The 22,314-nt window shown below is 53.7% G+C and carries 19 protein-coding genes; 7 read left to right on the top strand and 12 right to left on the bottom strand.

Annotated features, from left to right (window positions below; all coding sequences use genetic code 11):
- The 10 genes from HQL65_09805 to HQL65_09760 form a co-directional block, all read right to left on the bottom strand.
- Complete coding sequence (locus tag HQL65_09805) at positions 1–594, bottom strand: hypothetical protein (GenBank protein ID MBF0136523.1); 594 nt, start codon at positions 592–594, stop codon at positions 1–3.
- Between the two features lie 76 nt (positions 595–670).
- On the bottom strand, positions 671–970 hold the full coding sequence (locus HQL65_09800; GenBank protein MBF0136522.1) for a BrnA antitoxin family protein: 300 nt from the start codon (positions 968–970) through the stop codon (positions 671–673).
- Positions 924–1,202 (bottom strand): BrnT family toxin, encoded by a 279-nt coding sequence (locus HQL65_09795; protein ID MBF0136521.1) that lies wholly within the window; start codon positions 1,200–1,202, stop codon positions 924–926. The genes HQL65_09800 and HQL65_09795 overlap by 47 nt, the downstream gene beginning before the upstream one ends.
- Before the next feature lie 159 nt (positions 1,203–1,361).
- Positions 1,362–4,196 (bottom strand): formylglycine-generating enzyme family protein, encoded by a 2,835-nt coding sequence (locus HQL65_09790; protein MBF0136520.1) that lies wholly within the window; start codon positions 4,194–4,196, stop codon positions 1,362–1,364.
- Positions 4,197–4,199: 3 nt separating this feature from the next.
- Entirely contained in the window at positions 4,200–5,327 is a 1,128-nt protein-coding gene (locus tag HQL65_09785) for a MoxR family ATPase (protein ID MBF0136519.1), read from the bottom strand.
- Entirely contained in the window at positions 5,290–6,603 is a 1,314-nt protein-coding gene (locus HQL65_09780) for a toll/interleukin-1 receptor domain-containing protein (GenBank protein MBF0136518.1), read from the bottom strand. The genes HQL65_09785 and HQL65_09780 overlap by 38 nt, the downstream gene beginning before the upstream one ends.
- A gap of 104 nt (positions 6,604–6,707) precedes the next feature.
- Complete coding sequence (locus HQL65_09775; protein MBF0136517.1) at positions 6,708–6,905, bottom strand: DUF2442 domain-containing protein; 198 nt, start codon at positions 6,903–6,905, stop codon at positions 6,708–6,710.
- Between the two features lie 53 nt (positions 6,906–6,958).
- Positions 6,959–7,228 (bottom strand): BrnA antitoxin family protein, encoded by a 270-nt coding sequence (locus tag HQL65_09770; protein MBF0136516.1) that lies wholly within the window; start codon positions 7,226–7,228, stop codon positions 6,959–6,961.
- Positions 7,188–7,460: a BrnT family toxin gene (locus HQL65_09765; protein ID MBF0136515.1), complete on the bottom strand. Its 273-nt coding sequence runs from the start codon at positions 7,458–7,460 to the stop codon at positions 7,188–7,190. Before HQL65_09765 ends, HQL65_09770 begins: the two co-directional genes overlap by 41 nt.
- 40 nt (positions 7,461–7,500) lie before the next feature.
- Positions 7,501–8,853 (bottom strand): SGNH/GDSL hydrolase family protein, encoded by a 1,353-nt coding sequence (locus HQL65_09760; GenBank protein ID MBF0136514.1) that lies wholly within the window; start codon positions 8,851–8,853, stop codon positions 7,501–7,503.
- Between the two features lie 464 nt (positions 8,854–9,317).
- Here HQL65_09760 and HQL65_09755 point away from each other — a divergent pair, with 464 nt between their 5' ends.
- The gene (locus HQL65_09755) at positions 9,318–10,415 is read left to right on the top strand and encodes a D-alanyl-D-alanine carboxypeptidase (protein MBF0136513.1); all 1,098 of its coding nucleotides are present in this window, start codon (positions 9,318–9,320) and stop codon (positions 10,413–10,415) included.
- A 77-nt stretch (positions 10,416–10,492) separates the two neighbouring features.
- Here the strand turns inward: HQL65_09755 and HQL65_09750 are convergent, their stop codons facing one another.
- Positions 10,493–12,142, bottom strand: a complete 1,650-nt coding sequence (locus tag HQL65_09750) for an NTP transferase domain-containing protein (protein ID MBF0136512.1) — start codon at positions 12,140–12,142, stop codon at positions 10,493–10,495.
- Between the two features lie 208 nt (positions 12,143–12,350).
- Between HQL65_09750 and HQL65_09745 the strand changes: the two genes are divergently transcribed.
- The 6 genes from HQL65_09745 (at position 12,351) to recJ (ending at position 20,871) form a co-directional block, all read left to right on the top strand.
- Positions 12,351–12,611, top strand: coding sequence for a hypothetical protein (locus HQL65_09745; GenBank protein MBF0136511.1), 261 nt, complete (start codon positions 12,351–12,353; stop codon positions 12,609–12,611).
- Positions 12,612–12,730: 119 nt separating this feature from the next.
- Positions 12,731–14,863 carry a hypothetical protein gene (locus HQL65_09740; protein MBF0136510.1) on the top strand — a complete coding sequence of 711 codons (2,133 nt, stop codon included), beginning with the start codon at positions 12,731–12,733 and terminating at the stop codon, positions 14,861–14,863.
- Between the two features lie 169 nt (positions 14,864–15,032).
- Complete coding sequence (locus HQL65_09735) at positions 15,033–16,226, top strand: aminotransferase class I/II-fold pyridoxal phosphate-dependent enzyme (GenBank protein ID MBF0136509.1); 1,194 nt, start codon at positions 15,033–15,035, stop codon at positions 16,224–16,226.
- 265 nt (positions 16,227–16,491) lie between these two features.
- Positions 16,492–17,808, top strand: a complete 1,317-nt coding sequence (locus HQL65_09730; protein ID MBF0136508.1) for a homoserine dehydrogenase — start codon at positions 16,492–16,494, stop codon at positions 17,806–17,808.
- A complete protein-coding gene (locus HQL65_09725) occupies positions 17,801–19,081 on the top strand; it encodes a hypothetical protein (GenBank protein MBF0136507.1) in 1,281 nt (426 codons plus the stop codon). Before HQL65_09730 ends, HQL65_09725 begins: the two co-directional genes overlap by 8 nt.
- The gene (gene recJ, locus HQL65_09720) at positions 19,078–20,871 is read left to right on the top strand and encodes a single-stranded-DNA-specific exonuclease RecJ (protein MBF0136506.1); all 1,794 of its coding nucleotides are present in this window, start codon (positions 19,078–19,080) and stop codon (positions 20,869–20,871) included. Before HQL65_09725 ends, recJ begins: the two co-directional genes overlap by 4 nt.
- Position 20,872: 1 nt before the next feature.
- Here recJ and murD read toward each other — a convergent pair whose 3' ends face one another.
- On the bottom strand, positions 20,873–22,204 hold the full coding sequence (gene murD / locus HQL65_09715) for a UDP-N-acetylmuramoyl-L-alanine--D-glutamate ligase (protein MBF0136505.1): 1,332 nt from the start codon (positions 22,202–22,204) through the stop codon (positions 20,873–20,875).
- Positions 22,205–22,314 lie beyond the last annotated feature (110 nt).

Here is a 22,314-nt window from a genome sequence, read left to right as displayed (position 1 = left end):
TTACACCTCCTCCAACCATACCTTGATCTTGTTATTCAAGCCTTCCTCGACATCCTTGATTGTGAACTCTTTTTCCGGAGGATACAACACTTCTTTCTGTTCCGGGTAGAAAGAAAACGGCTCGATCCATTTTCCGGTCCTGGATTTGATGTAAAACATGTATTTGCCTTTGAAACCGGTTTCGCCAATGGCTGTACTCATGAATCCGGCGTCGCTGTAGGTACCTCCCGGCACGATGTGATTGGCGACATTTTCGGGTAGATCGGTGGCACGCACCACGTCGCCCACATGGTTGGGCAATTTGGCCAGGGCGGCTTCCAGGGTGGCAATGAGGGGTGCCAGACGGATCAGTTCTGCGCGGTTTTCGTTGCGCAGGGCACGATTGATCTGTTGATGGTTGCGTTCGCCGGTATGGGTTTGGGTAAGGCCGGTATAATTGCGCAGGGTGGCCAGGTCCACTATGGAAAGAGTGGCTGTTGAGAGGCCAGCCTTTTCGGCGGCGGCTCGGGCATTTTGGGCCAGGATCTGGACTTGTTCTTTGCCCAGGAAGTTTATAAAGGCCACTTCCCGTGGCAGGTATGTAATATTTGGCACTGTTATTGCTTAATCTGCCGACTGTCTGGTCACCTGCCTGGCGATATTCGCGGGGTATGGACAATAAAACTTCATATCAAGCTGGTGAATGCGACTGTAACCAATCCCGCAGGGCGGCATTCATTCGTGTCTGCCAACCCTTGCCGGTGGCACGAAAGGCCGCAATGACATCGGCATCGAAACGCACGGTGGTGGAGACTTTCGTGCCGCTGCCAGTGGGGCGACCACGGCGAACCAGTTTGCCAGCAACGTATTCGTCCGCCCGCTCGAAGAAATCATCCGAGAGTTCCGGTATTTCTTCATACTCTTCGCGGGTGATGACGTGGGCGTCAATCTTTGCCAAGTCGCTGCCCAAAACGCGATTGTTCCCGCTCATTGGCTTTCCTCATCGAAATAATGTGGCGAACGTCGCCACGGGGAGTCCAAACCACAACCACCATGCGTCCGCGCAACCGACCCACTGTGACAATGCGCACTTCACCATAATGATGTCGATCATCAGGAGAATCAATGGTGCGACTGCCGAATACTTCAACAGCGTCAAGGAAGTCAATTCCACGGTCGGTCAAGGTCTTGTTCCGTTTGGCAGGGTCGTAGGTGATCTTCAAGTGCGTCATTGTAGTAACGTTTATTCCGTTCCATCCTCCGCTTTCGTATTTCTGTGCGGTCTTTAACGCAGATGTCCAGAACTCTCTTTCTGGGGGTAGGTGGGTATTGGTGTCAAACCAACCTATCTTTCATCATGAAGAACAAAAGAAAAGGGTAATTCAGTCCTGGGGAGAGACGGAATGGACCACACGGAAGCCAATAATGCCGAACCGATCATCCGGCCAGTTCCAGTTGCGACTGGCAGCATGCAGGTTCCCGGGATTGTTGTTCCAGGAGCCGCCGCGAAGAACGCGATTGCCGCTGGCATTATTCTTGCATAATGGGTTCCACTCTCGCGCCTCATTCGTTTCATAAAATTTTTCACAATACCAATCTTCCACCCACTCCCAAACATTTCCATGCATGTCATGCAAGCCAAATCCATTGGCAGGAAATGACCCAACTGGCATTGTCTTTTCTCGATATATTCCTTTCTTGCCCTTGCCGTAAACATAATCCCCATTATAATTTGCCTGGTTTGTATGGATCGTATCGCCAAACCAGAATGGGGTTGATGTGCCGGCCCGTGCTGCATACTCCCATTCGGCCTCTGTTGGCAAGCGAAATTTCCCGACTCCACGCGCATTCAATTTTTGAATAAATTTTTGAGCATCATTCCAGGACACATTCTCGACAGGGCATTCATCTCCACAGGACGAAAAATTCGATGGATTGTTACCCATCACTGCCTTCCATTGTTCCTGAGTGACCTCATGCTTACCCATCTCAAATCCATCCAGACAGACCTGATGCACCGGGCCTTCATCGGTATCACGATCTTTTTCCGAATCCGGCGACCCCATCTGGAAACACCCGGCAGGAATGGACACAAACTCCATGCTGATCAATTGTTTATTTTTTAATGAGTGGTCCTGCCAAAGTCCGTAGCCCCACCAAAGTCCCATGCCAAGGGCAAAAGAGACAAGGATGACAGTCGAGCAAAAAGAAAAGTACGTTTTATTGGCCCGCAACACCTCGCTGAAAGAACGAGAGACCGCCACACCCAGGCGAGGCATGGGGCGACCCAGCATGAAGTCGAGAAATATTTGCTCCCGCAAAATACTCTCCTCTGGTTGCCGACGGAGCAGACCCTGAAAAATATCCTGCCATTGAGAGGCTGGTGGAGCCACATTCAGGGTGAGATCAGGTGTTTTTTGCGACTCGCGTCTGCCCAGGAGGATGGATTGCAATTGATTCCTGGTCTCTTGTTCCAGGTGAGGGAGAAGGGTTTCAAGAAGCGCCAGGCGCAACCAATCCGGCATGGAACCTTTGCGAAACCAGGGAAGTCGGGCCAGTTGCAGGAAACCGGATTCTCCAGCCAGGGACTGTTTGTTTTGATCCTGCAATTGTTGACCCAGCCACCAGGTCAAAGTGGGTTTCAAGAGGGGAAACACGGCCAGGCTTCCCAACCAGGCCATGTTCTTTGGCCCCAGATAAATTCGCAATTGTCTGATCAATGAGCGAATTTCATCGGGATTGGGGGTCAGGTGCGATTCGAAACGGCCAGGGAACAGATGCAGCAGGTGGGGATAGGGACCGGCAGTATCGGATTCAATGTTTTCTTGAAACTTATTATTTTCCTGATCGATAAAACCATCCCGGGCCAACATGTTGGCCAACCATACCATGCCCCTGGAGGTGGCAGGTGCGACCAAAAATCCGGATTCGTGCAGTTGCTGCTCAAACCTGCCCCAGATTTTGCGTGGATTGGGGGTGAGGATGGCCCGGAAAGCCCAGGTATCAAACAAACGACACCAGGAAAAAAGCCGCGTGCTGCCAGGAAGAAACAGCGTGCGGCCATCACTGATCAACAACAATCGGCACCTGCCATGGCTGCCAACCAGATCGTGCAACTCTTTGTTTTCTCCGACAGCATCACCGCCCAGGGCTTGTAGATAACGAGGGTTTCCCGAAAAACCATACAATTGAACGTGAAGCTCCTCCTGGCACATTTTTTTGTAGAGTTGGCTTGCCAACTCCTTCAGAAGATCATCTTCGGAACGGGTTTCCACCAGGATCAAATATTCGGCCTTTGTGGCTTTCTGACAAAAAATTGGAATAAAATCAACCGATTTTTTGATAAAATTTTCTGCCGTGCGGGGAACGTCCAGCAGGGTGGTGGTTGCGCTGTCATGGCGACGCAGGAAAAAAATTGTCTGGTCCAACCAGTTTCCCACCAATGAATCTTGTTTGCCCAGGGTCAGGTCAACATTCCGGGTCTCCGGGTTATGCAGCGTATATTTTCTGACCAGAACAGCCTGACGAATACGTATCCAGATTGGGCACAGCAAGGGGCCGAGCAGTGGCAGGAAGACCAAAACCCATCGCCAAGGATGCTCGTGCCAGTCACTCGTCAATTGAATGACACGGGTTTGTTTTGATTTGTTCGGGACGGTATCAGGAGCAGGGGATGGGTTGGGGAAATCGGCCTTGTTCTTCAGCAGGACGTCCTGGTTGTAATTTACTGATTTTGAAATAAATTTTTTAATCTCTGGATAATATTGCCAACCCAAAAAGGCCAGGATCAGCAGCAGGATCCCCAACAGAATCAAAATGATCTTTTTGTTTCGTGTCTTTGCTGTTGCCGGTGCTTGGGCTTGTGCAGGTTCATGTGGCCTGGTTTCAGCAACCCGTGGCGGTTCTGCCAATGAAGGTTTGGCCTGACTTTGATGCCATTGCAGAAATTTTGCATGAAAAACATCCTGCTGCCCGGGCGAAGAGCAGAGCAGGGGGGCAATCAACCCAGCCAGTTCATCCGCCGATGGCAGGGGAAACCGGGCATACCACCCCAGCAAGAGATGATGCACATCGATCAATTGGCCCGGCGTGATGGGAAATTCCGAGGTCCGCAAAGAGAGCAGAAAGGCCATCAACACCCCGTGATCCAGGGCGGTTGCACATTTTTCTTCCGGAAGCATTTCCCCCGGAATCTGCTGGACGGTGAGAGCGGCCATGGATCAGGATTGACCCAACCATTTTGTCAGGATTTGTTCGCCAAGTTGCCAATCTTCGCGGCTTTTGACCAGACAACTCAGCCCGCCAAGCAAGTTGGCCTCTTTTTGCTTTTTCAAAGAGTCATTCGCCGCCAATCCGGTTGAGCGCAACCAGTGCAACCAGTTCAACAGTTCCGCCGTACTGGGTTTTTTTCGGATTCCGGAACCATCCTGGCGCAGCAGGGAAAACAGTTCCAGACAATCCTTTAAAAGCGGACAATCCTTGCTGATACCATCTTTGATGCGATTGGCAACAATCTCCGGTAATTTCTCTTTTTCCAGACGAATATCAAAATAGACACATCGGCGCAAAAAGGCATCCGGAAGATTTTTTTCCGAATTGCTGGTCAGAATGACAATGGGACGTAACTCCTTGGGGGCGGAGACTTCCCGTCCCTGATTTCCCTTGTTCTCCTTGTCGGATAATTGTGGAATATAAAATTTCATCTCCTCAAGATCGTTGAGAATATCGTTCGGAACATCCCTGGGGGCTTTGTCAATTTCATCGATCAGGACCAGAGTCCGGGCAGGTCCTTTAAATTCATCCCGACCCAATTGCCAAAGGTCCTGGACCGTTTCCCATTCATTGGCCAGCAGGATGGCCTTTCCAAGGGCCTGGAACTGGATGAAACGCATCCGTTGCTGATCCATGGCTGGGGGATTGTCACTTGAGGGTGATGTGCCGTCCGTTGTGGCCGGGACAATCATCTCGGACTTGGCAACCATCTCCGGTTCGGTCACTGACCGCCGACTCTGGGCATCGCGAAACTCTCCCAAATAGTCAAACTTGTAAAAAAGATCGGTCCCCGTGGTCTGGGATGTGACCCTGTATTTGATGAGATCCAGGCCAAGCTCTGCGGCCACATGGGCAGCCAACGAACTTTTTCCCACACCGGGTTCTCCGGTCAGCAACAAGGGACGGCCCAGTATCAAAGCGACATTGACCGCCTGAATCAGTCGATCATTCGCAACGTACCCTTCTGGATCTTCTGCCTTTTTTAGATCGTGGAAAGGTAGAGTTCGCCACTTTTCCTGCCCCTTTTGCTGCGCAGGCTTACTGATTATTCCGGTATAATAAGGATTGATTTTCATCTTCTCCCTCTATTTTATTTGAAACAAAGCTGATGAATTCCAGGCCGGGATCGTAAATAAAATTCCTTATTGGTATTTTATTATCATTCATTTTCTTCCAGAAAAAACGCTCCATATAAATAGTCGATGAACAATTTATTCTTGGGCGCACGTAATGTTCTAACCAAAATTTTACATCATCGAACGATATTTTTGATAATGGATTTAATATTACTGGATCTGAATTGGAAAATCCATTGCATATTTTATCAATTATTTTTTGGGCAAGATCGGATTTATTTTTTTGAGTTTTCTTGTGAAGGCATAAAGCAATAATGACAATTTTATTTAATTTATTTGCAATTTCTTGCCAAATATTCAACCAGGTCTGAATTGATTTTTCATCATCAGATTTGAAGTTATCAAGGTGAAAATGACAGGAAAATAATATACAATCTGGATTGTTATTTATTGATTGACAAAACGATTCGGAATTGTTGACATTGATATCTTCTTTTCTTAAACTATTAAAAATATGTTTACGATAACGATTTTTATAACCTTCAAAGCCGTTTTTTATTATTGACTTCCAAAAAATTTGTTTGTTAATTGTCGAGTATCCTATGTCTATTTCGCAATATTTGTAGCGGGTGTCATCGGCTTTATTGATGACAAGTGGATATGTTTCGTTGACAAACCGAGAAAGAAAATAACGATGTTCATCGTCATCATCACCTGCCAGAATACACAATAACGGGCCTGTCTTGCTTGCAATTTTCATATTCAACAAGGCTGCCTTCAACTCTTTGTTTTCTTTAGTCATATTAATGAAAGGCAGCAAATCGACGAGATTGTTTGTTGGATCATCGGTTGGATGCTGGGGCACATCCGGGCTACAGAAATTCAGGAGTTTTTCGTATTCTGATATATCTTTATTACGATAATCAACAATTGAATACATGTTCAAATCATCTGGAATTGCACAGTCATCCAGTCTGAGAGGAATAAACCGTTTCTTGCTGTTGTTTGGATCACGAGAAATGACCAGGTCACGCTCCATTTTGGCCCATTCTGAACTCATGGAATGTTGCGACAGGGTCAATATGGCTACCCGAGAATGCGCCAATCCATCCACAATGCTTTGTCGAATGGGACTCGCCGGCGCGATTGCTTGCTCATCAAGCCAAACCCGTAAATCATCCTGCCTGGGTTGGCTGGCAAGCGTTCTTACTGCATCCCTGTCTTCATGGCTATAGCTCAAGAATGCGTCAAATTTGTATGCTTTCACATCTGACATGCTTAAAATATCCGATTTAATGAAAATAGTCTATCTTTTACCGATCATATTGCAACAGCTTCGGCATGAACAGGTTCTTGCCATGACCATATCGAGTTTGGTCATCACTGTTTTTGCATCATGAGGCTGTCTACAGAAATATCCTCATCCACGGCTTCCCAATGGATGCCGATTCCGCCACCGATAAACCGCCAATCTTCCCGTTGCTCTTGGGTTGCTTCCAACAATCGTGGAAACCATGCCAGGGGAGCCGCCACTTCCCGGCCATCAGCCAGCACCACCTTGAGCATTTCCGCTGTCACAATGACGTTCACTGGAAGAAGGCAATGAAACTGATGTAAACGAAGAAACTCAATCACGTTGGTGAATGCGACTGCAACCAATCGCGCAGGGCATCATTCATGCGTGTCTGCCATCCCTTACCAGTGGCACGAAAGGCTGCAATGATTTCGGCATCGAAAGGCACGCTGGTGGAAACCTTTGTTTCACCACCGGCAGGCCGACCACGACGAACCAATTGCCCCCCCCTGTACAGATCGGCCTGTTCAAACCATGCATCCGTAAGTTCCGGGGCATCGTCCGGATCAGTCCAAATGGGATTGATATCGGGTTTGTTCGCGTTCATTGGCCTTCCTTAAGGAAATGATATGTCGGGCATTTCCACGCGGTGTCCAAACCAGGACGACCATCCTGTTGTCGAGGATTCCAATTGTGATGAAACGAGACTCTCCGTACTCCTCGCGCATATCCTGACGGGTGTATTGCTCACCGGAAAATATCTCCGTAGCACGAAGAAAATCAAGTCCTCGTTTGGCAAGAGTCCACTCCCTCTTGGCAGGGTCACAGGTGATCTTCATATTCCATTATGGTGATGTCTATTCAGAGATGCAAGCCTGTTCATTTTCCCACTCTCCGGGCGACGGCATCCCGGACAGAATCGAACAAAAAACGAGCATAAACAAGATAGCCGTCCCCATTGAAATGCGGATCGCCATGGCCGTAATATTTTTTGTCCGGGTTTTGTCGGATCGTGTCGGCCATGACGGGATAAAAGTCGAGCAGGGGCAGATTCAGTTCCCGGGCATACTCCTGCATGATCTGGGGAAATACCCGGTTGCTCCTGAAATCCAGGATCGTGCCATAGGTCATGTATTGATACAACAACGCCTCCCGGGTGGAGACAAACCAGGGATAGGGATACACGCTCAGGTACAGGTCAGCGCCGAGACCGGCGGCCTTTTTTTGGACAAAACGCAGATTGTGCAGACTTTTTTTGTAATGGTCCCGGGATTGTTCCCTGGGAAACCAGAGCATATCCGCATGCAGTTTTCTGATCTTTTTTGTCTGGCCGGATTCGACCGGAAATTCAACCTGGCGCAAATCAGGCCCGAATTTGTCCACCAGAGCGTCGTAGCTGACGGTGGTCATACTTTCCGGGTGGGGTCTGGATACAAGCTGGGGCAAAAGGGCCTCGATCTGGCGTTGCAGGTCAAAGTAGTGCCTGTACAACGAACTGCCGATGCGCATCCTGGTTTGCCAGGAGGTGTTTTTTTGCTGGTTGTCATCCAGGTGAATATTCCGGTCGGCATCGAAGCGGATGTGGACATAATCCTGGCTGGCTTTCTTGAAATAATCATCCTGAACCCGGATGGGGGCCTGGTCGGCATCCCGGAGCCACAACGTTTCCCGCTGAATGTCCTCATTCAGGTCACTCTGATCCACTGCGACAATGACCAGATCCGGGGTCAGATAGTCAAAATAAATTCTCGCCAGGACCGCATATTGTACTGTGGCGTAGGAGGGGACTCCCAGGGAAAACACCTCCACACCGACCCCGAACTCCTGCCGCAGCATCTCTTCGAGACGCACGGCCACCGTCTCGCTCTGGCTGGCGTTATAGCCAAACATGAATGAATCCCCCAGAAGCAGGATTCGCACGACCCCCGGCAATTTTGGATAAAAATTGGGGGTGCGAAAGCCGTCGGCATTGGTGGCGGCATAAAATTTCCGGCCAGACTCCATCATGGGTAGATGGGCGGAAAAATTGCGCCCATTGGTATAGAGAAGAAATGGATGGGCCACCTTGCCGCCACCCCCCCCCTGGACCTGCAAGGTTGTCAAAAGCTCCAGCGGGATGATGTCGTTGCGGGCCATATCATAGATACGCAGAACGGTTTCAAGAAATATGAGTGTCAAGACAATCAAAAATGATGAATATAAAATCTTTTTCGGCATTTGAAAGGTATTCATCAGGATCCTTTGGAGATCGGGTCTCGCTTGACTCTCAGGGCCACATTTTTTCTGCCAAAATCCTGGTTGGCAAGGTTTGATTCCGGGTATTTCAGGTTGGCCGGTTTTGGTAGGAGAAACGGGGCAGTCTGTTGTACCAGGGGAATCATTTGCGAAAAAGTGACAGTGATGAAGATTGACGGAGCCTGCCAATTGCATGGCGTTCCGGGGGAATGTTTTCGGGTTCGGGTTCTGTTTGTAACGAAATATTTTTAATTTATTTTCAGGGTTTTGTCTGGGGAGAGCCGACTTTGGCAGCATAATTGCGTGCGTGGATCGCCAACAGTGAACAATCGCTCGTGTCAACGGGTTCGTGGCCAGCCGCAGGGATGCGTTTGGCGGCACACCCAATCCAAGAAGGTTGGCTTTTTCGCTTTTGTCGCGCAATATGGTCAACCTGGAAACCATAACAGGGAAATCGCGTTATGTTGCCATCAAGTCGCAGTGCCGGGATCATTAAGTTTCTCTTGGTTCTCTTGGTATCGGTTTGGGCGCTTGATCCGTACACCGTCAATGCGGCAGATGGATCTGGCCGTGCTGCCCAAAGGTTTGCCCAAAAATCCAAAAAGAACAAATCGAAAAAATACGGCAAGCGCCAGAAGGCAAAACGGGCCAAACATGCCCGCGCCGGCGTGGACAGTTCAGCGGGCTATGCGGATCTGGTCATGGATGCCAAGACCGGTCGGGTGTTGCATGCCACCAACCATGATGAAACGCGCCATCCCGCATCGTTGACCAAAATGATGACGCTTTACCTGACCTTCGATGCCCTGAAGAGCGGACAGGCCAACCTCAACCAGCAGTTGCCCGTCTCCCAGAATGCCAGCAATCAACAACCCTCTCGACTGGGCTTGCGGCCGGGGCAGGAAATTCGCCTGGAGGATGCCTTGTTGGGTCTGGTGACCAAATCGGCCAACGATGCGACCGTTGTTCTGGCCGAGGCCATCGGTGGCAGCGAGGAGGGGTTTGTGCGCCTGATGAACAACAAGGCGCGTGAGCTGGGAATGAGCAAAACCACGTTCCGCAACCCCTCCGGTCTGCATGATCCCGAACAGGTGACGACCGCCCGGGACATGGCAAAACTCGGTTACGCCCTGGTCTATCACCATCCGCAATTCTATCCCTATTTCAGCCGGGAAGCGTTCACCTATGCCGGAGTGCGCCACAACAATCACAATCACCTGATGAGCCGCTACGAAGGGATGGATGGCATCAAGACCGGGTATATCCGTGCCTCTGGGTTCAACCTGGTCGGCTCCACGGTCCGCGGTTCGAACCGGTTGATCGTGGTGGTTTTTGGGGGCCGCTCTGCCGTGTCGCGGGACAACAGGATGGCGGAGTTGATGGACCAGGCCTTTGCCCGGTTGCGGAATGAGAATACACAACAGCGCATGGTTTCGACGGCTGAAAGCTCTTCGAATGGCATGGGTCGCGGTATCACCGAGTTTGTCTCGGTGCCGGTCAAGGCTCCCGCCATCGCCGTTCCCCGGCATGTTGAAATCAGGGCAAGTGGCAACTCCTGACCCGTCAGATCTGAAATCAAGGGTGCGAAAAACCAGGGGGAAGGAGAGAGACCTTCCCCCTGGTTTTTTTCGGGAATTCAGGACACGGGGGGTAGCATGAGTTGGGGCCGGTATTTTTCAGCCAGTTCAGTGCGGGCCGAGGCTGGAATGCGCTGGTCTTTTTCCAGCGAGTAGGGGTGGGTTGGCCGTTTTTGAAAACAGGATTGCCAATATTCGAACGTCAACAGATCGTCCGGGGTTCCCCAGCAGGGGTAGGCGGTCACCTCCAGGATATGGCAAATCAAGCCCAAAGCCAGGGCATCGTTGATGCAGGTATCCACATAATATTCGCCATTGACCAGGCCTTGGCGGGCGAACATCCGTTCGGCGGCGGCGGTGAAATGGCGTCCCTTCTTGAAGGTGAAGGCACCGACGATGATGGGATCAAGGGTTGGATCGGAGAGGGGTACCTTGACCGAAATGGCGCGAATTTTTCCTCCCGGGGCATCGATCCAGCCGTACATGTGCGGCTGGCGTGCCGCGCCCGGATGGCCGCGCATGGCCCAGACAATGACATCCACGCCGGGATCGTCAAGCAGGGTCTGGTAGCGTTCGGGCGCGTAGATCAGGCCGTTGTCGCAGGCCCCGATGGTCAACAGGGCGTCAGGATCGACATCCGCCATGGCCAGCATGCAGGTGCGGGCCTGGCCGTCGGTGGGGTGGTCGAGGCGGACAAACCGGACGTGGGGGAAGGCCTGCTGGATTTCCCGCTCAATGTGTTCCCGACCCGGCATGGCGGTGCGGAGAATGAAAACAACCTGCTGGCCTGGAGGCAGATCCCGGGCGGCCTGTACCACCATGGGGCGTCCCGAGACCGGCAGCAGGGGCTTGGGGGTCTGATAACCAGCCTGCGCAAATCGGGATCCCAGACCGGCCATGGGAATCATGAGGGTACCCAGGGGGGGAGGAGGAGGGGGCAGGGGGGCGGCCAGGGCGTGAAACATGCCGGACCAGGCCTGATAATCTGCCAAATCCCGGGGGGTCCCCCATTGCATGAAATGCTGGATTTCGTAAACCGCCAGCCGATGCCCCGCCGCCAGCAGGGGTTTGTAGGCCATGCTGACATAAAATTCACCGGCAGTGGTCAAATCCTGGGCCATGGCGGCATCCATGGCCTTTTGCAGCAGGGCACCGCTGGCAAAATAATAGGTACCGCTGGAGGCGTATTCCTGCATGGGATTATCCGTATAGGGCTGTTTCTCCTGGATATCGGTAATCCAGCCTCCCGTTTCGCGCAGATAGGCATAATAGGATGAATAGAGGGAGTGGGGATGAAAACCCCGATAGCTCGGAATGGCTCCATCACAACCGCACGTCTGCACGAACTCTTTGAAATGCGACCAGTCCCACCAGCAACTGAAGTCACAATAATTGACCACCACCGGTCGTTGCAAATCCACCAGACCCCGGATGGCCTGCAAGGTTTGGATGGGGCCGAGCTTGTGGGGGGCAATGGCCAGGATGCGGGCGGTTGGGGCGTGCTGGTGGATGATGTCCGCCATCCGGTAATCAGGATTGGCCAGATGATCCCGGTTGCAAATACAGGTGATGTCGTTTTCTCCCGGAAACAGATCCAGCACATGGGCCACGATGGGTTTGCCATCGACCGGAATCAGGGGTTTGGGGAGTGTATATCCGGCCCGCCGAAACCTCTCGCCAAAGCCGGCCATGGGAATGATGATCTGCATGGGTATTTTCCTCTTGTGCCTTGCCACTTCCAGAAACGTTGATCGGCAACGCCCACACACGGCGTCAACATGCTGCATTTTACCAGATTTTTTTATTTTCTCCTTTAAACATTCGGCAGGACATCGTATCCTGAAGAGGATGCCTTCCGGTTTTATTTTGGTGGAGGCAGCAACAGCCATGCAACCCTGAACAATAGAGGATCATCCGATGGCCATAAGCGGCGTGGATCTGGGTATGAATATTGACAATATGGCGAAAGGATTTGCCAGGGAGGCTGAGCAGAATATTCGGATCAGCTCGACAGTTGAGTCCAGGCGGACGTTGCAGTCCATGGCGCAGTTGTCCGAGAAGGCCAGCGCCGAAGTATCAACTTACACCAGAGGGTTTGCCCAGGAAGCGGCGACCTTCACCCTCTCTCGGGAAGAGGTTGCCAAGGGAGCTTTCTACGCAGCCCCCAAACCGGGATGAATCCATTCTCCTGATCGATTGGAATTCTGCCCCGTGTTTCTTCTGACCTGGGGAAGGGGTTACTCTCTTTCCCCAGGGTTCCCGACCAGACGTACAACACCTTTTGTCAAGAGCCGTGCATGGGAGACATGTCTCCGTTCATGACAGTGGGGAGTTTTTTGTTGTCCCTGGGTGTCATGGCTCTTTCGGCCACAGCTTACGGGTTGCCGCTGCTCCGCAGGTTGGGAGCCGTGCCCCATGCGGATACGGGGCTGTTTCGAGTGTGTGCCGGGTTTGGACTTGGTCTGGCACTCCTGTTTCCCCTTTCGGCGCTGATTCACCTGGTCTTGCCTCTTGATGCCCGGGGTCGGGATTGGGCGGCCTGGTGTGTGGTGCTGGTCGTGCCGGCCCTGCTTCTGGGACGGGAAATCCGCCTCAACCGGCAGGAAAAATCCTTTCCCCCCTTTGGACCCTTCTGGCTGCCATGGACCTTGTTGTTCCTGGTGGGGGGTGGGGTGGCTTTCTCCACTTTTGTCTTTCCCGGGTCATTGCGGTATGGCCTGGGAGATCAGGTGGAGAGTCTGGCCCTGGCCAAAAGCCTCTACCGGGGTTTGGGTTATGTCACCTCCTATCTGGTCCTGGATTTTCCCCAACGACCCGAAGATTTGACGGCGGTCGTGCAGACGGGGCTGGTGCGATCCATGCCCATTCCGTCCCGGTTGCCTTTTCTGCCGTTGTTGTCTGCTTTGTATTTTCATCTGTTTCCGGAACATCCCCTGGTACTTTCCTGCATCTTGTTCCTGGTCGGGGCCGCGCTTGTTCCCGTTGCCCAGCAATGGGTACGCATCTGGGGTTCACGGTTGGGGATGCCTGTGGCTCTTCTGCCATTGGAAATTCTGGTGGCCATGGCCCTGCTCCTGCCCCTGGATCCGGTGTTTCTTCTCGGATTTATTGAAGCGGTGACGTTGTTGTATGTGTTGTTGGCCTTCGTGCTGCTTCTGCGTTGGCAAAACCGCTGGATCGAGGCGTTCGCACTGTTTTTGTGCCTGATTCCGCCCCTGTTTACCAAGGGAGAAGGCGGTATTGGGGTGGTCTTGCTGGGTTTGATTTTCATCCTCCCGCTGTTTGTCCAGCAGGCAAGACGGGCAGGAGCGGCCACCCTGCCACTACTGGTCATGGGTCTGGCCTTTCTGGCCGTGGCCCTGCCGTGGAGCGCCTATGTTGCCCGCCAAGGGGTGATCGCCCATTCCGCCGTGAACGTTTTCAAAACCAAACCGGATGGATCCTATCAGGTCAAGAACGGTCCTTTTCTCGACCTGCTTGCCGAGCGTTACCGGGTCAGGATCGATCCGGACCATTTCACCTGGCACCCCTCCGCAAATGAAACCCTCTCTCCCCTGAATACCTTCCTGTTGGAGCTGCATTTGAAGCGGGTGCGGCTTTTGGAAAAGTATGTCTTTTTATACAATTACATGCTGGGCGTGCAGGCCCTGGGTAGCACCCTGGATCTGGCCACCTGGCAACCCGAACCCTGGCAGGGCAGGATACGCATCATGGGTGAACAACTCGGCAAGGATTTCCAATACCTGGTATCCGTGCAAAGCGGCAGGCACATGACGGTTCCTGTCGCTCTGGGATTGTTGATGATTCTCTTGTTGTCGCTCTTACTGGGCAAATCCCGCTGGCTTTCCATTCAATATACGTTGTTTTTTGTCATCCTGGCCTTTGTCTTGAATGCCTTGAATCCGGGAGTGGTGTTTTTTGCGCGATTTCTTATTTTGTTTCTGCCGTTTCTGGCGGTACTGGTTTTGATGTTGTTGTCCTGGCCGGTGCGGTTTGGCATGGGGAAAATCGAGGGCGGGAGAGAGTGGCATTTCCTGGTTGGTCTCGTCCTGGTGGCGGCACTGTGTTGGGGCGTATTCACCAAGGCATTCACAGTTGCTTCAAAACGAAAAGCCGAACAGAATGTCGCGCAGGTCATGGAGATCGTGCAAAAAATGACCCCTGTCGGGGCACTGGTCTCCAGCTCCCTGCCCCAGTATGTCGGTGCCCTGGCCGACCGACAGGCCATCGGTCATGGCGACAATCTGTTGTTTTTGACCTGGCAGGTGGAGACCTATCGACCTTCTCATGTCTTGATTTTCAAAAGGCCGGACTGGCCCTATGACGAATACGCGCTGTTTGCCCAGCTTGATAAAAAGAATATTCTGCCCGACTATCGGACGGTGTTTGCTGATCCTGTTCTGCACATGTTGATTCTGGAAAAAAAATGAACGGGCTGCTCCAGGCGAGAGGATGAACGGGCTGCTCCTGGCGAGAAAATGAACGGATGTTGGTCCCGGTTCCGGTTCCGGAAAAAAAAGGTGCAAACTTGACAGGGGGAACTCCCCTTTTTTAGAGTCATGCGACCGTTCACTCAAATCAAAGTCGCACCGGAGCCTTATGGAAGAGGAATTTTTCCGCATCAAACGGTTGCCGCCTTATGTGTTTGCCGTGGTCAATGACCTGAAATACAAGGCACGATCACAGGGCGAGGATATCATCGACTTCGGGATGGGCAACCCGGATCACCCGACCCCCAAGCATATTGTGGATCGTCTGAACGAAGCCTCCCTGGAAGGCCGCAACCATCGCTACTCATTGTCAAAAGGGATTCATGGTCTGCGCAAGGCCGTTTGTGGGTACTACAAGCGGCGGTTTGATGTGGATCTGGACCCGGATCGTGAGGCCATTGTCACCATCGGTTCGAAAGAAGGGTTGTCGCACATGGCGCTTGCCATCACGACACCCGGATCGACGGTCCTGGTACCCAATCCGACCTATCCGATCCATGTCTATGCCTTCGTCATCGCCGGTGCGGACATTTTGCATGTTCCTTTGTTGCGGGCAGAGGACTTTTTCGATTCGCTGAAACATGCGGTTGAACATACCTGGCCGCGTCCCAAGACGTTGATGATCAACTTTCCGGCCAATCCGACTGCCATGGTGGTCGATCTGGATTTTTACGCGAAGGTTGTGGCGTTTGCCAAGGAGCATGACCTGATCGTTTTGAGCGATGTCGCCTATGCCGAACTCTGCTTTGACGGGTATCTGGCTCCCAGTATTTTGCAGGTTCCCGGGGCCATGGATGTTGCCGTTGAATTTTATTCGATGTCCAAAACCTACAACATGCCAGGGTGGCGGGTTGGTTTTGCCGTGGGTAATCAAAAACTGATCCATGCCCTGACTCGTTTGAAGTCGTATCTTGATTATGGCTTGTTCCAGCCCATCCAGATTGCTGCTGCCATTGGGCTCAACGGGCCGCAGGAGTGTGTGGATGAGATTCGCGAGTTGTACCGGAGCCGGCGGGATATTCTGGTTGATGGGTTGTCCAGGGCTGGTTGGGAAGTGGACAGGCCCAAGGCCACCATGTTTGTCTGGGCGCGGATTCCGGAGGAGTTTCGCAAACTGGGTTCCCTGGAATTTTCCAAGCTTCTTTTGCAGGAGGCCAAGGTGGCGGTGGCACCCGGGGTGGGTTTTGGCAAGCATGGCGATGATTTTGTCCGTATTGCCTTGATTGAAAATGAGCATCGGACCCGGCAGGCCTTGCGCAGCATCAGGAGGTTTCTCAATGCCGGGGCGGATGTTCAGTCCTGAAAAAGAGAAAAGAGAAAAAAGAAAAAAAGTAAATAAAAGACTGGGATGGGGGTCCAGGGGGAAGGGCTGTGCCCTTCCCCCTGGCGGGGTCCGGGGCGGAGCCCCGCAAGGCAGGGGGTAACAGCAAGTCAGGACAAGGCAGAGCAGAGACAAAGCAGGGCAGAGCAGGGCAGAGACAAAGCAGGGCAGAGCAGAGCAGAGACAAAGCAGGGCAGAGCAGAGTAGAGACAAAGCAGGGCAGGACAACACCAGGAGGGCAAGGGTTTTGGATACGTTGCGCATTGGATTGTTGGGACTGGGAACCGTAGGCACCGGCACCGTGCGGCTGTTGCAGACCCATGAACACCTGTTCCGGGAGAGGACCGGAGTACACCTGCACCTGGTACGCATTGCCGACCTGGATCTGGAGCGGGACCGGGGACTCTCCCTGCAAGGTGTGGATCTGACCCGGGATGCCCATGCCGTGGTGCAAGCCCCCGACATCGATGTGGTGGTGGAACTGATCGGTGGCCTCAAACCGGCCCGGGAACTGGTCGAAACCGCCCTGCGCAACGGCAAGCATGTCGTGACGGCCAACAAGGCCCTCATTGCCAAACATGGCAATGAACTCATGCACACCGCCGAACAACATGGCTGCGATCTCGCTTTCGAGGCCGCCGTGGCGGGGGCCATTCCCATCATCAAGGCGTTGCGGGAAAGTCTGGCCTCCAATCGTATCGACCAGATTCACGGCATCCTCAATGGCACCTGCAATTACATCCTGACCGAAATGCGGGAAAAGGCCCTCCCTTTCGACCAGGTCCTGCAAGCGGCCCAACAGATGGGGTATGCAGAGGCCGATCCTTCCTTCGATGTGGATGGCATCGACACCGCCCATAAACTGGCCATTCTGGCGGCCATCGCCTTCGGCACCCCCCTCGATTTCGATCACATCAGCATCGAAGGCATTCGCCACGTCACGGAAGTCGATATTGCCTGGGCCAAAAAAATGGGCTATCGACTCAAACTGTTGGCCATTGCCAAACGCAATGCGTCCGGATTGGAGCTGCGGGTGCATCCGGCCATGGTGGCAACCGACAGCATGGTGGCAACCGTGGATGGCGTATTCAATGCGGTGTTTGTGACGGGCGACTTTTCCGGGACGACCATGCATTTCGGGCGCGGTGCCGGCGAAAAACCCACCGCCAGTGCCGTGGTGGGGGATCTCATCGACCTGGCCCGTAATCTGAAATCCGGGGTGCGTCGTCGGGTCCCCTTGCTGGCCACCCAGACACCGTATTTGCGACCCCTGCCGGTCCTCCCCATGGATGATCTGGTGGGCGAATTTTATCTGCGTCTGGCCGTGGTGGATCAGAGCGGGGTGTTGGCGGAAATTGCCGATGTGTTTCGCCGGCATGCCATCTCCATCAAAACCATCCACCAGGAAGGCCGTTCCACCCAGGCCACCGTGCCGGTGCCCCTCGTGCTTGTCACCCACGAAACCACCGAAAGACAGATTCGGGCCGGGTTGCAGGAACTGGACACCCTGGGTTCGGTCCGGGAAAGACCCCACCTGATCCGTATCGAGAGCCTCTTTGCCTGAGATGGACCGTCGCGTCGCTCAGGCCGCCGTGATCCTTCTGGTCGAGGGTCTGACGGTCCGCGACGATCCCCCTCTGCGGCAGCTCTGTCCTGCATGGGCGGATCTCGTGGACCGCCATCAAACGGGTCGCCTGGCATGGCCACCGGAAGAACTGGATCCGACGCTGGAACAGCCCGGCCTTTTTGCCCTGTTCGGGATGCCTTATGGAGTCGATCCCGAACAGGATTTGCCGGTCGGTTCCTTGTTGGCCCGTTATCTGGGGCGGCCAGATGCCTCCCGTCACAGTTGGGCCTGCCTGGGTTTTACGCACCTGCAACAGGTCCAGGCCGAATTGCGTTGCGTATCGAAACACCGCACAGGCCAGACGCAGGCGGAGATTCATGCCCTGGCCGAGGCCCTGCTGGCCGACTATGAGCTTGAGGGGTGGCAGGTGCATGCCGGGCAACATTCTGTCATACTCCTCTCGACACCACGCCCGATGACGGTACGCACAACGCCTTTGCAGCGGGTGGAGGGGCGAACCACCCTGGATATCCTGCCCAAAGGCAGGGACGCCGCCACCCTGATCCGGCTTTTGACCACCGGGCAACTCATTCTGGCCCGTCATCCCCTGAATCGTGCCAGACAGGATCAGGGCCGCCTGACCCTGAATACCCCATGGATCTGGGGTGTCGGTCGGGAACAGGATCCGCCGGAACAGGATCAACCGGGACAGAATCAACCGGAGCAGGGTCATTCAGAACAGGAGCTGGGTCATGAACAAAAGCGGAAGCCAGAACCAACGCCTGGCAACATGACGTCACCCTCCGCAGTCAAGGGCGTGTGTTGGACCGCCGAACCACTGGTGGCCGCACTGGCACAGAGCGATGGTTGGGAGACAACCATTCTGGATGAAACGGAAACCCTGCCGGACAATTGGATCGCCGGGTGCTTGGCCCAGATGGCAAAAGGCCGCAAGGTCATCATCCATTTACAGGCACCATCCCTGTTGGTTCGGCATGGACTGGTGCAGGAACGCCAGGAACGTTTGCGCTTGTTTGGAGAACATGTGGTGACACCTTTGATGACGGCGTTGCGTGAGGGGACCGCTTCCCTGGTGGTTCTTTCCGGACCCGTTCTGGATTCCACCGGTGCCATTTTGCCGGATCCTTCCCCCTGGGTGGTGGTTCCAGCCGGATTGCCGTCCAGGTGGCAACGTTTCTGGCAGGCCGGTCGCCGGGGGTCAGGTCCCACCTTTTCCCCTCAACAATTCCGGCAGGAGTGGTTGTCATGAACGCTTTTCCGGAACATGTTGCCAATCTTTCCTTCCTGGGGAGGTTGTGGGAACGCCGGGCAGTGGCAGGGCTTCACCATGAACATGTGGCCCGGGAGTTGGGCCTGTCCGATCTTCTCGCCCCCCTTCTGGCAGCACGCAATCTGGAAACGGTGGCACTGGCCCAAAACTACCTGCAACCCAAATTTCAACATCTGGCCGAACCGTTGTCGATTCGCGACATGGAGCGGGCCATCCAGAGGGTGGCCAAGGCGTTGCGAGAGGGTGAAGCCATCGCCATCTTTGGTGATTATGATGTGGACGGGGCTACATCTACGGCCTTGCTGGTGCGCTATTTTCGGGCCTTGGGTGTGGCGGTGCGCGTCTATGTCCCGGATCGCCTGGACGAAGGGTACGGTCCCAATGTGCAGGCCATGCGCCAACTGGCTGCCGAAGGCATCCGTCTGGTGATCACCGTGGATTGCGGCATCTCCTCCTTTGACGCCATGGAAGAGGCTGCCAGTGTCAACATGGATGTCATTGTGACCGATCACCATCAACTGGTCGATGACCGGTTGCCGGTGGCTGTGGCGATTGTCAACCCGAACCGGACTGATGACCCCTTTCCTCACAAGGAGTTGGCCGGCGTTGGTCTGGCTTTTTACCTGGTCATGGCCCTGAACCGGTTTTTGCGTGAGCAGGGCTGGTTTGGCACCACCCGCCCCGAACCCGATCTCAAACCCTTGCTGGAGCTGGTGGCCGTGGGGACCGTCGCGGATGTGGCCCGCCTGGTCGGGTTGAACCGGCTTCTGGTTGCTGCCGGTCTGCGCGAGAGCAGCAAGCTGAAAAATCCCGGTCTGCAAGCCCTTGTGCAACAGGCGGGTCTCAACCGCACGGCAGACAAGGGCATTTCGCCTGGCCAGATCGGTTTTCAATTGGGGCCCCGGATCAATGCCGGTGGTCGGCTGGGGCAGGGTATTCTCGGATCGGAATTGTTGAGCAGCGAAGATCCGGTCCGCATCGGGGAGATTGTCCAGATTCTCGAAAACGCCAATCGTGAACGGCAGGCCATCGAACAACGCATTCTGGCCGAGGCCCTGCGGATGATCGAGGAACAGAATCTCATGAACCGGCGTCTGGGTTGGGTCCTGGCCAGTCCGGGTTGGCATCCCGGTGTGGTCGGCATTGTTGCTTCGCGTATCGCCGAACGCTTTTACCGTCCGACCTTCATTGTGGCCCTGGATGCGGCCAAGGGCGAAGGCAAAGGCTCGGGACGTTCCGTGCGCAATGTGGACCTTTTTGCTGCTGTGGCCGCTGCCGGCAAACATTTGCAACGTTTCGGCGGTCATCGGGCTGCCGCCGGCATCACCGTTGCCATGGAGCAACTGGATCTTTTTACGGAAGCTTTCGATCAGGCCGTGCGCACCCAGAATGATCCCAGGTTGTTCCAGCCAGTTCTCATGTATGATGCCATCCTTCCCCTGGTGGTTTTGAACCTGGAATTGATCAGACACATCCAGAAATTCCAGCCCTTCGGCATGGGCAATTCCGAACCCATTCTTGTTCTGTCGCAAGTCCACATCGAAAACCCGACCATCCTGAAAGAACGCCACATCAAATGTTGGCTGACCCATGGGGGAGGGCGCGTGGAAACCCTGGGGTTTGGTCTTCTGCCCGGTCCCCTGGGGGAACGATTGTTGACGGAGCGAGGCCCCATTGACGTGGCCGGAACCGTGAGCGTGAACAGTTACCGGAATCGTGATCAGGTCCAGTTTTTGATCAAGGATGCCCGTCCGGCAACCCTCGCCTGATCTATCCAGTTTTGGTTGGCTGGTTTGCCGGCTGCATGGTGGCCACCTGCGCAAACAACATGCCGCGTGCATCGGAATTTCCGAAGCGTTGACCACGTGGTGCGGCTGGAGAAAACAGCACCACGCCCCCTTCCGTCAAGGATGCCCGGCTTGCTTTGACGGCTGTCTCCAGATCCGGGACAAAAGACATCTCACCCGCATAGTGGGCAGCCCTGAATTCCCGGATGATCCGTTCCCCGTTATCAGGAATTGCATGGATTGATTTGATTCGATCCTGGTAGGGCATGAGTGCCGTGGCCAGCCAGGCATAATCCTGCCGGCGGTCAGTCCCCCCGAGTATGAGAGACATGGTGCGCGGATAATATATCGCAACAGCCTGCACGGTGGATTGAGGAATGGTTGACAAGGTGTCATCCACAAACAACACGCCGTCCAGTTCCGCCACTTCCTGCAACCGGTGGGGCAACGGAACGAACTCCGCCATGCCATCCAGATAACCCGTCGGATCCACTCCCAAAACCGACAAGGCAGAACAGGCAGCGGCCAGATTGCGCAGATTATGCCGACCTTTCAAGGTGGAATGAGCGGGTGTGACCCGTGTGTTGCCGCAATAGAGATCGTTGTCCCGGACATGAAATCCCTCCATGGCATCATGACAGGTCACCTGCACGCCGGCGTTGATCAGATGACCATACTCTTTCAAAACAGCACCGGAAATAATGACAGCCTTCCGTGCCCTGGCAAGAAGCGAGGTTTTGTCCTGGTAATATTGGGCGTGCGTTCTGTGCCATACGGCATGTTCCGGAAAAAGATCCAAAAAAACGACCACATCCACATACCCTGCAAAGTCAGCCAATTGATAGGAGGACATTTCAATGATGTAGAGCGCATGGCCTGGATTTAAATCATAAAGAGGGATGCCAACATTGCCGCCCAGGGCCGCATCGATACCGGCTTTTTTCAGTAAAAAATGAATCAACTTTGCGGTGGTGCTTTTGCCTTTTGTCCCGGTAACGGCAACGACTTTTGCCTGTCCATGTTCTTCGATCCACATGTTGGTCATCGAAGTGACCTGCACGCCACGCTTTCTGGCCAGGTCGATGATCGGATCATAGAGAGAGATTCCGGGACTTTTTATGATGACATCGAGATTTCCTTTTTCTATTTTGTCTTTCATCTGTTCGGTGGATATCATGTTGTGTCCACTGCATGAATCATCCACACAGAGAAGTTCTTCCAAAGGATTATTTTTCAGTCTTGCAAAGACGCTGCGCCCTTCCTGACCCATACCCCAAATGGCCACTTTTTTATTGGTCATCTTGTCTGGATGCATAAAATCTCCATCATGGTTTATCAACAGAAATATGGGACATGTTCATCGTTTCGGTCATGGGCAGGGGCTTGGCGAAAACGGGGTCCAGGGGGCTGGCTCCCTGGCAGGTC

It is taken from the genome of Magnetococcales bacterium (assembly GCA_015228935.1).
In the GTDB taxonomy this organism is placed as follows: domain Bacteria; phylum Pseudomonadota; class Magnetococcia; order Magnetococcales; family DC0425bin3; genus HA3dbin3.
Note: the sequence above shows the minus strand (reverse complement) of the source record. Positions and strands in the feature narration are given on the sequence as shown.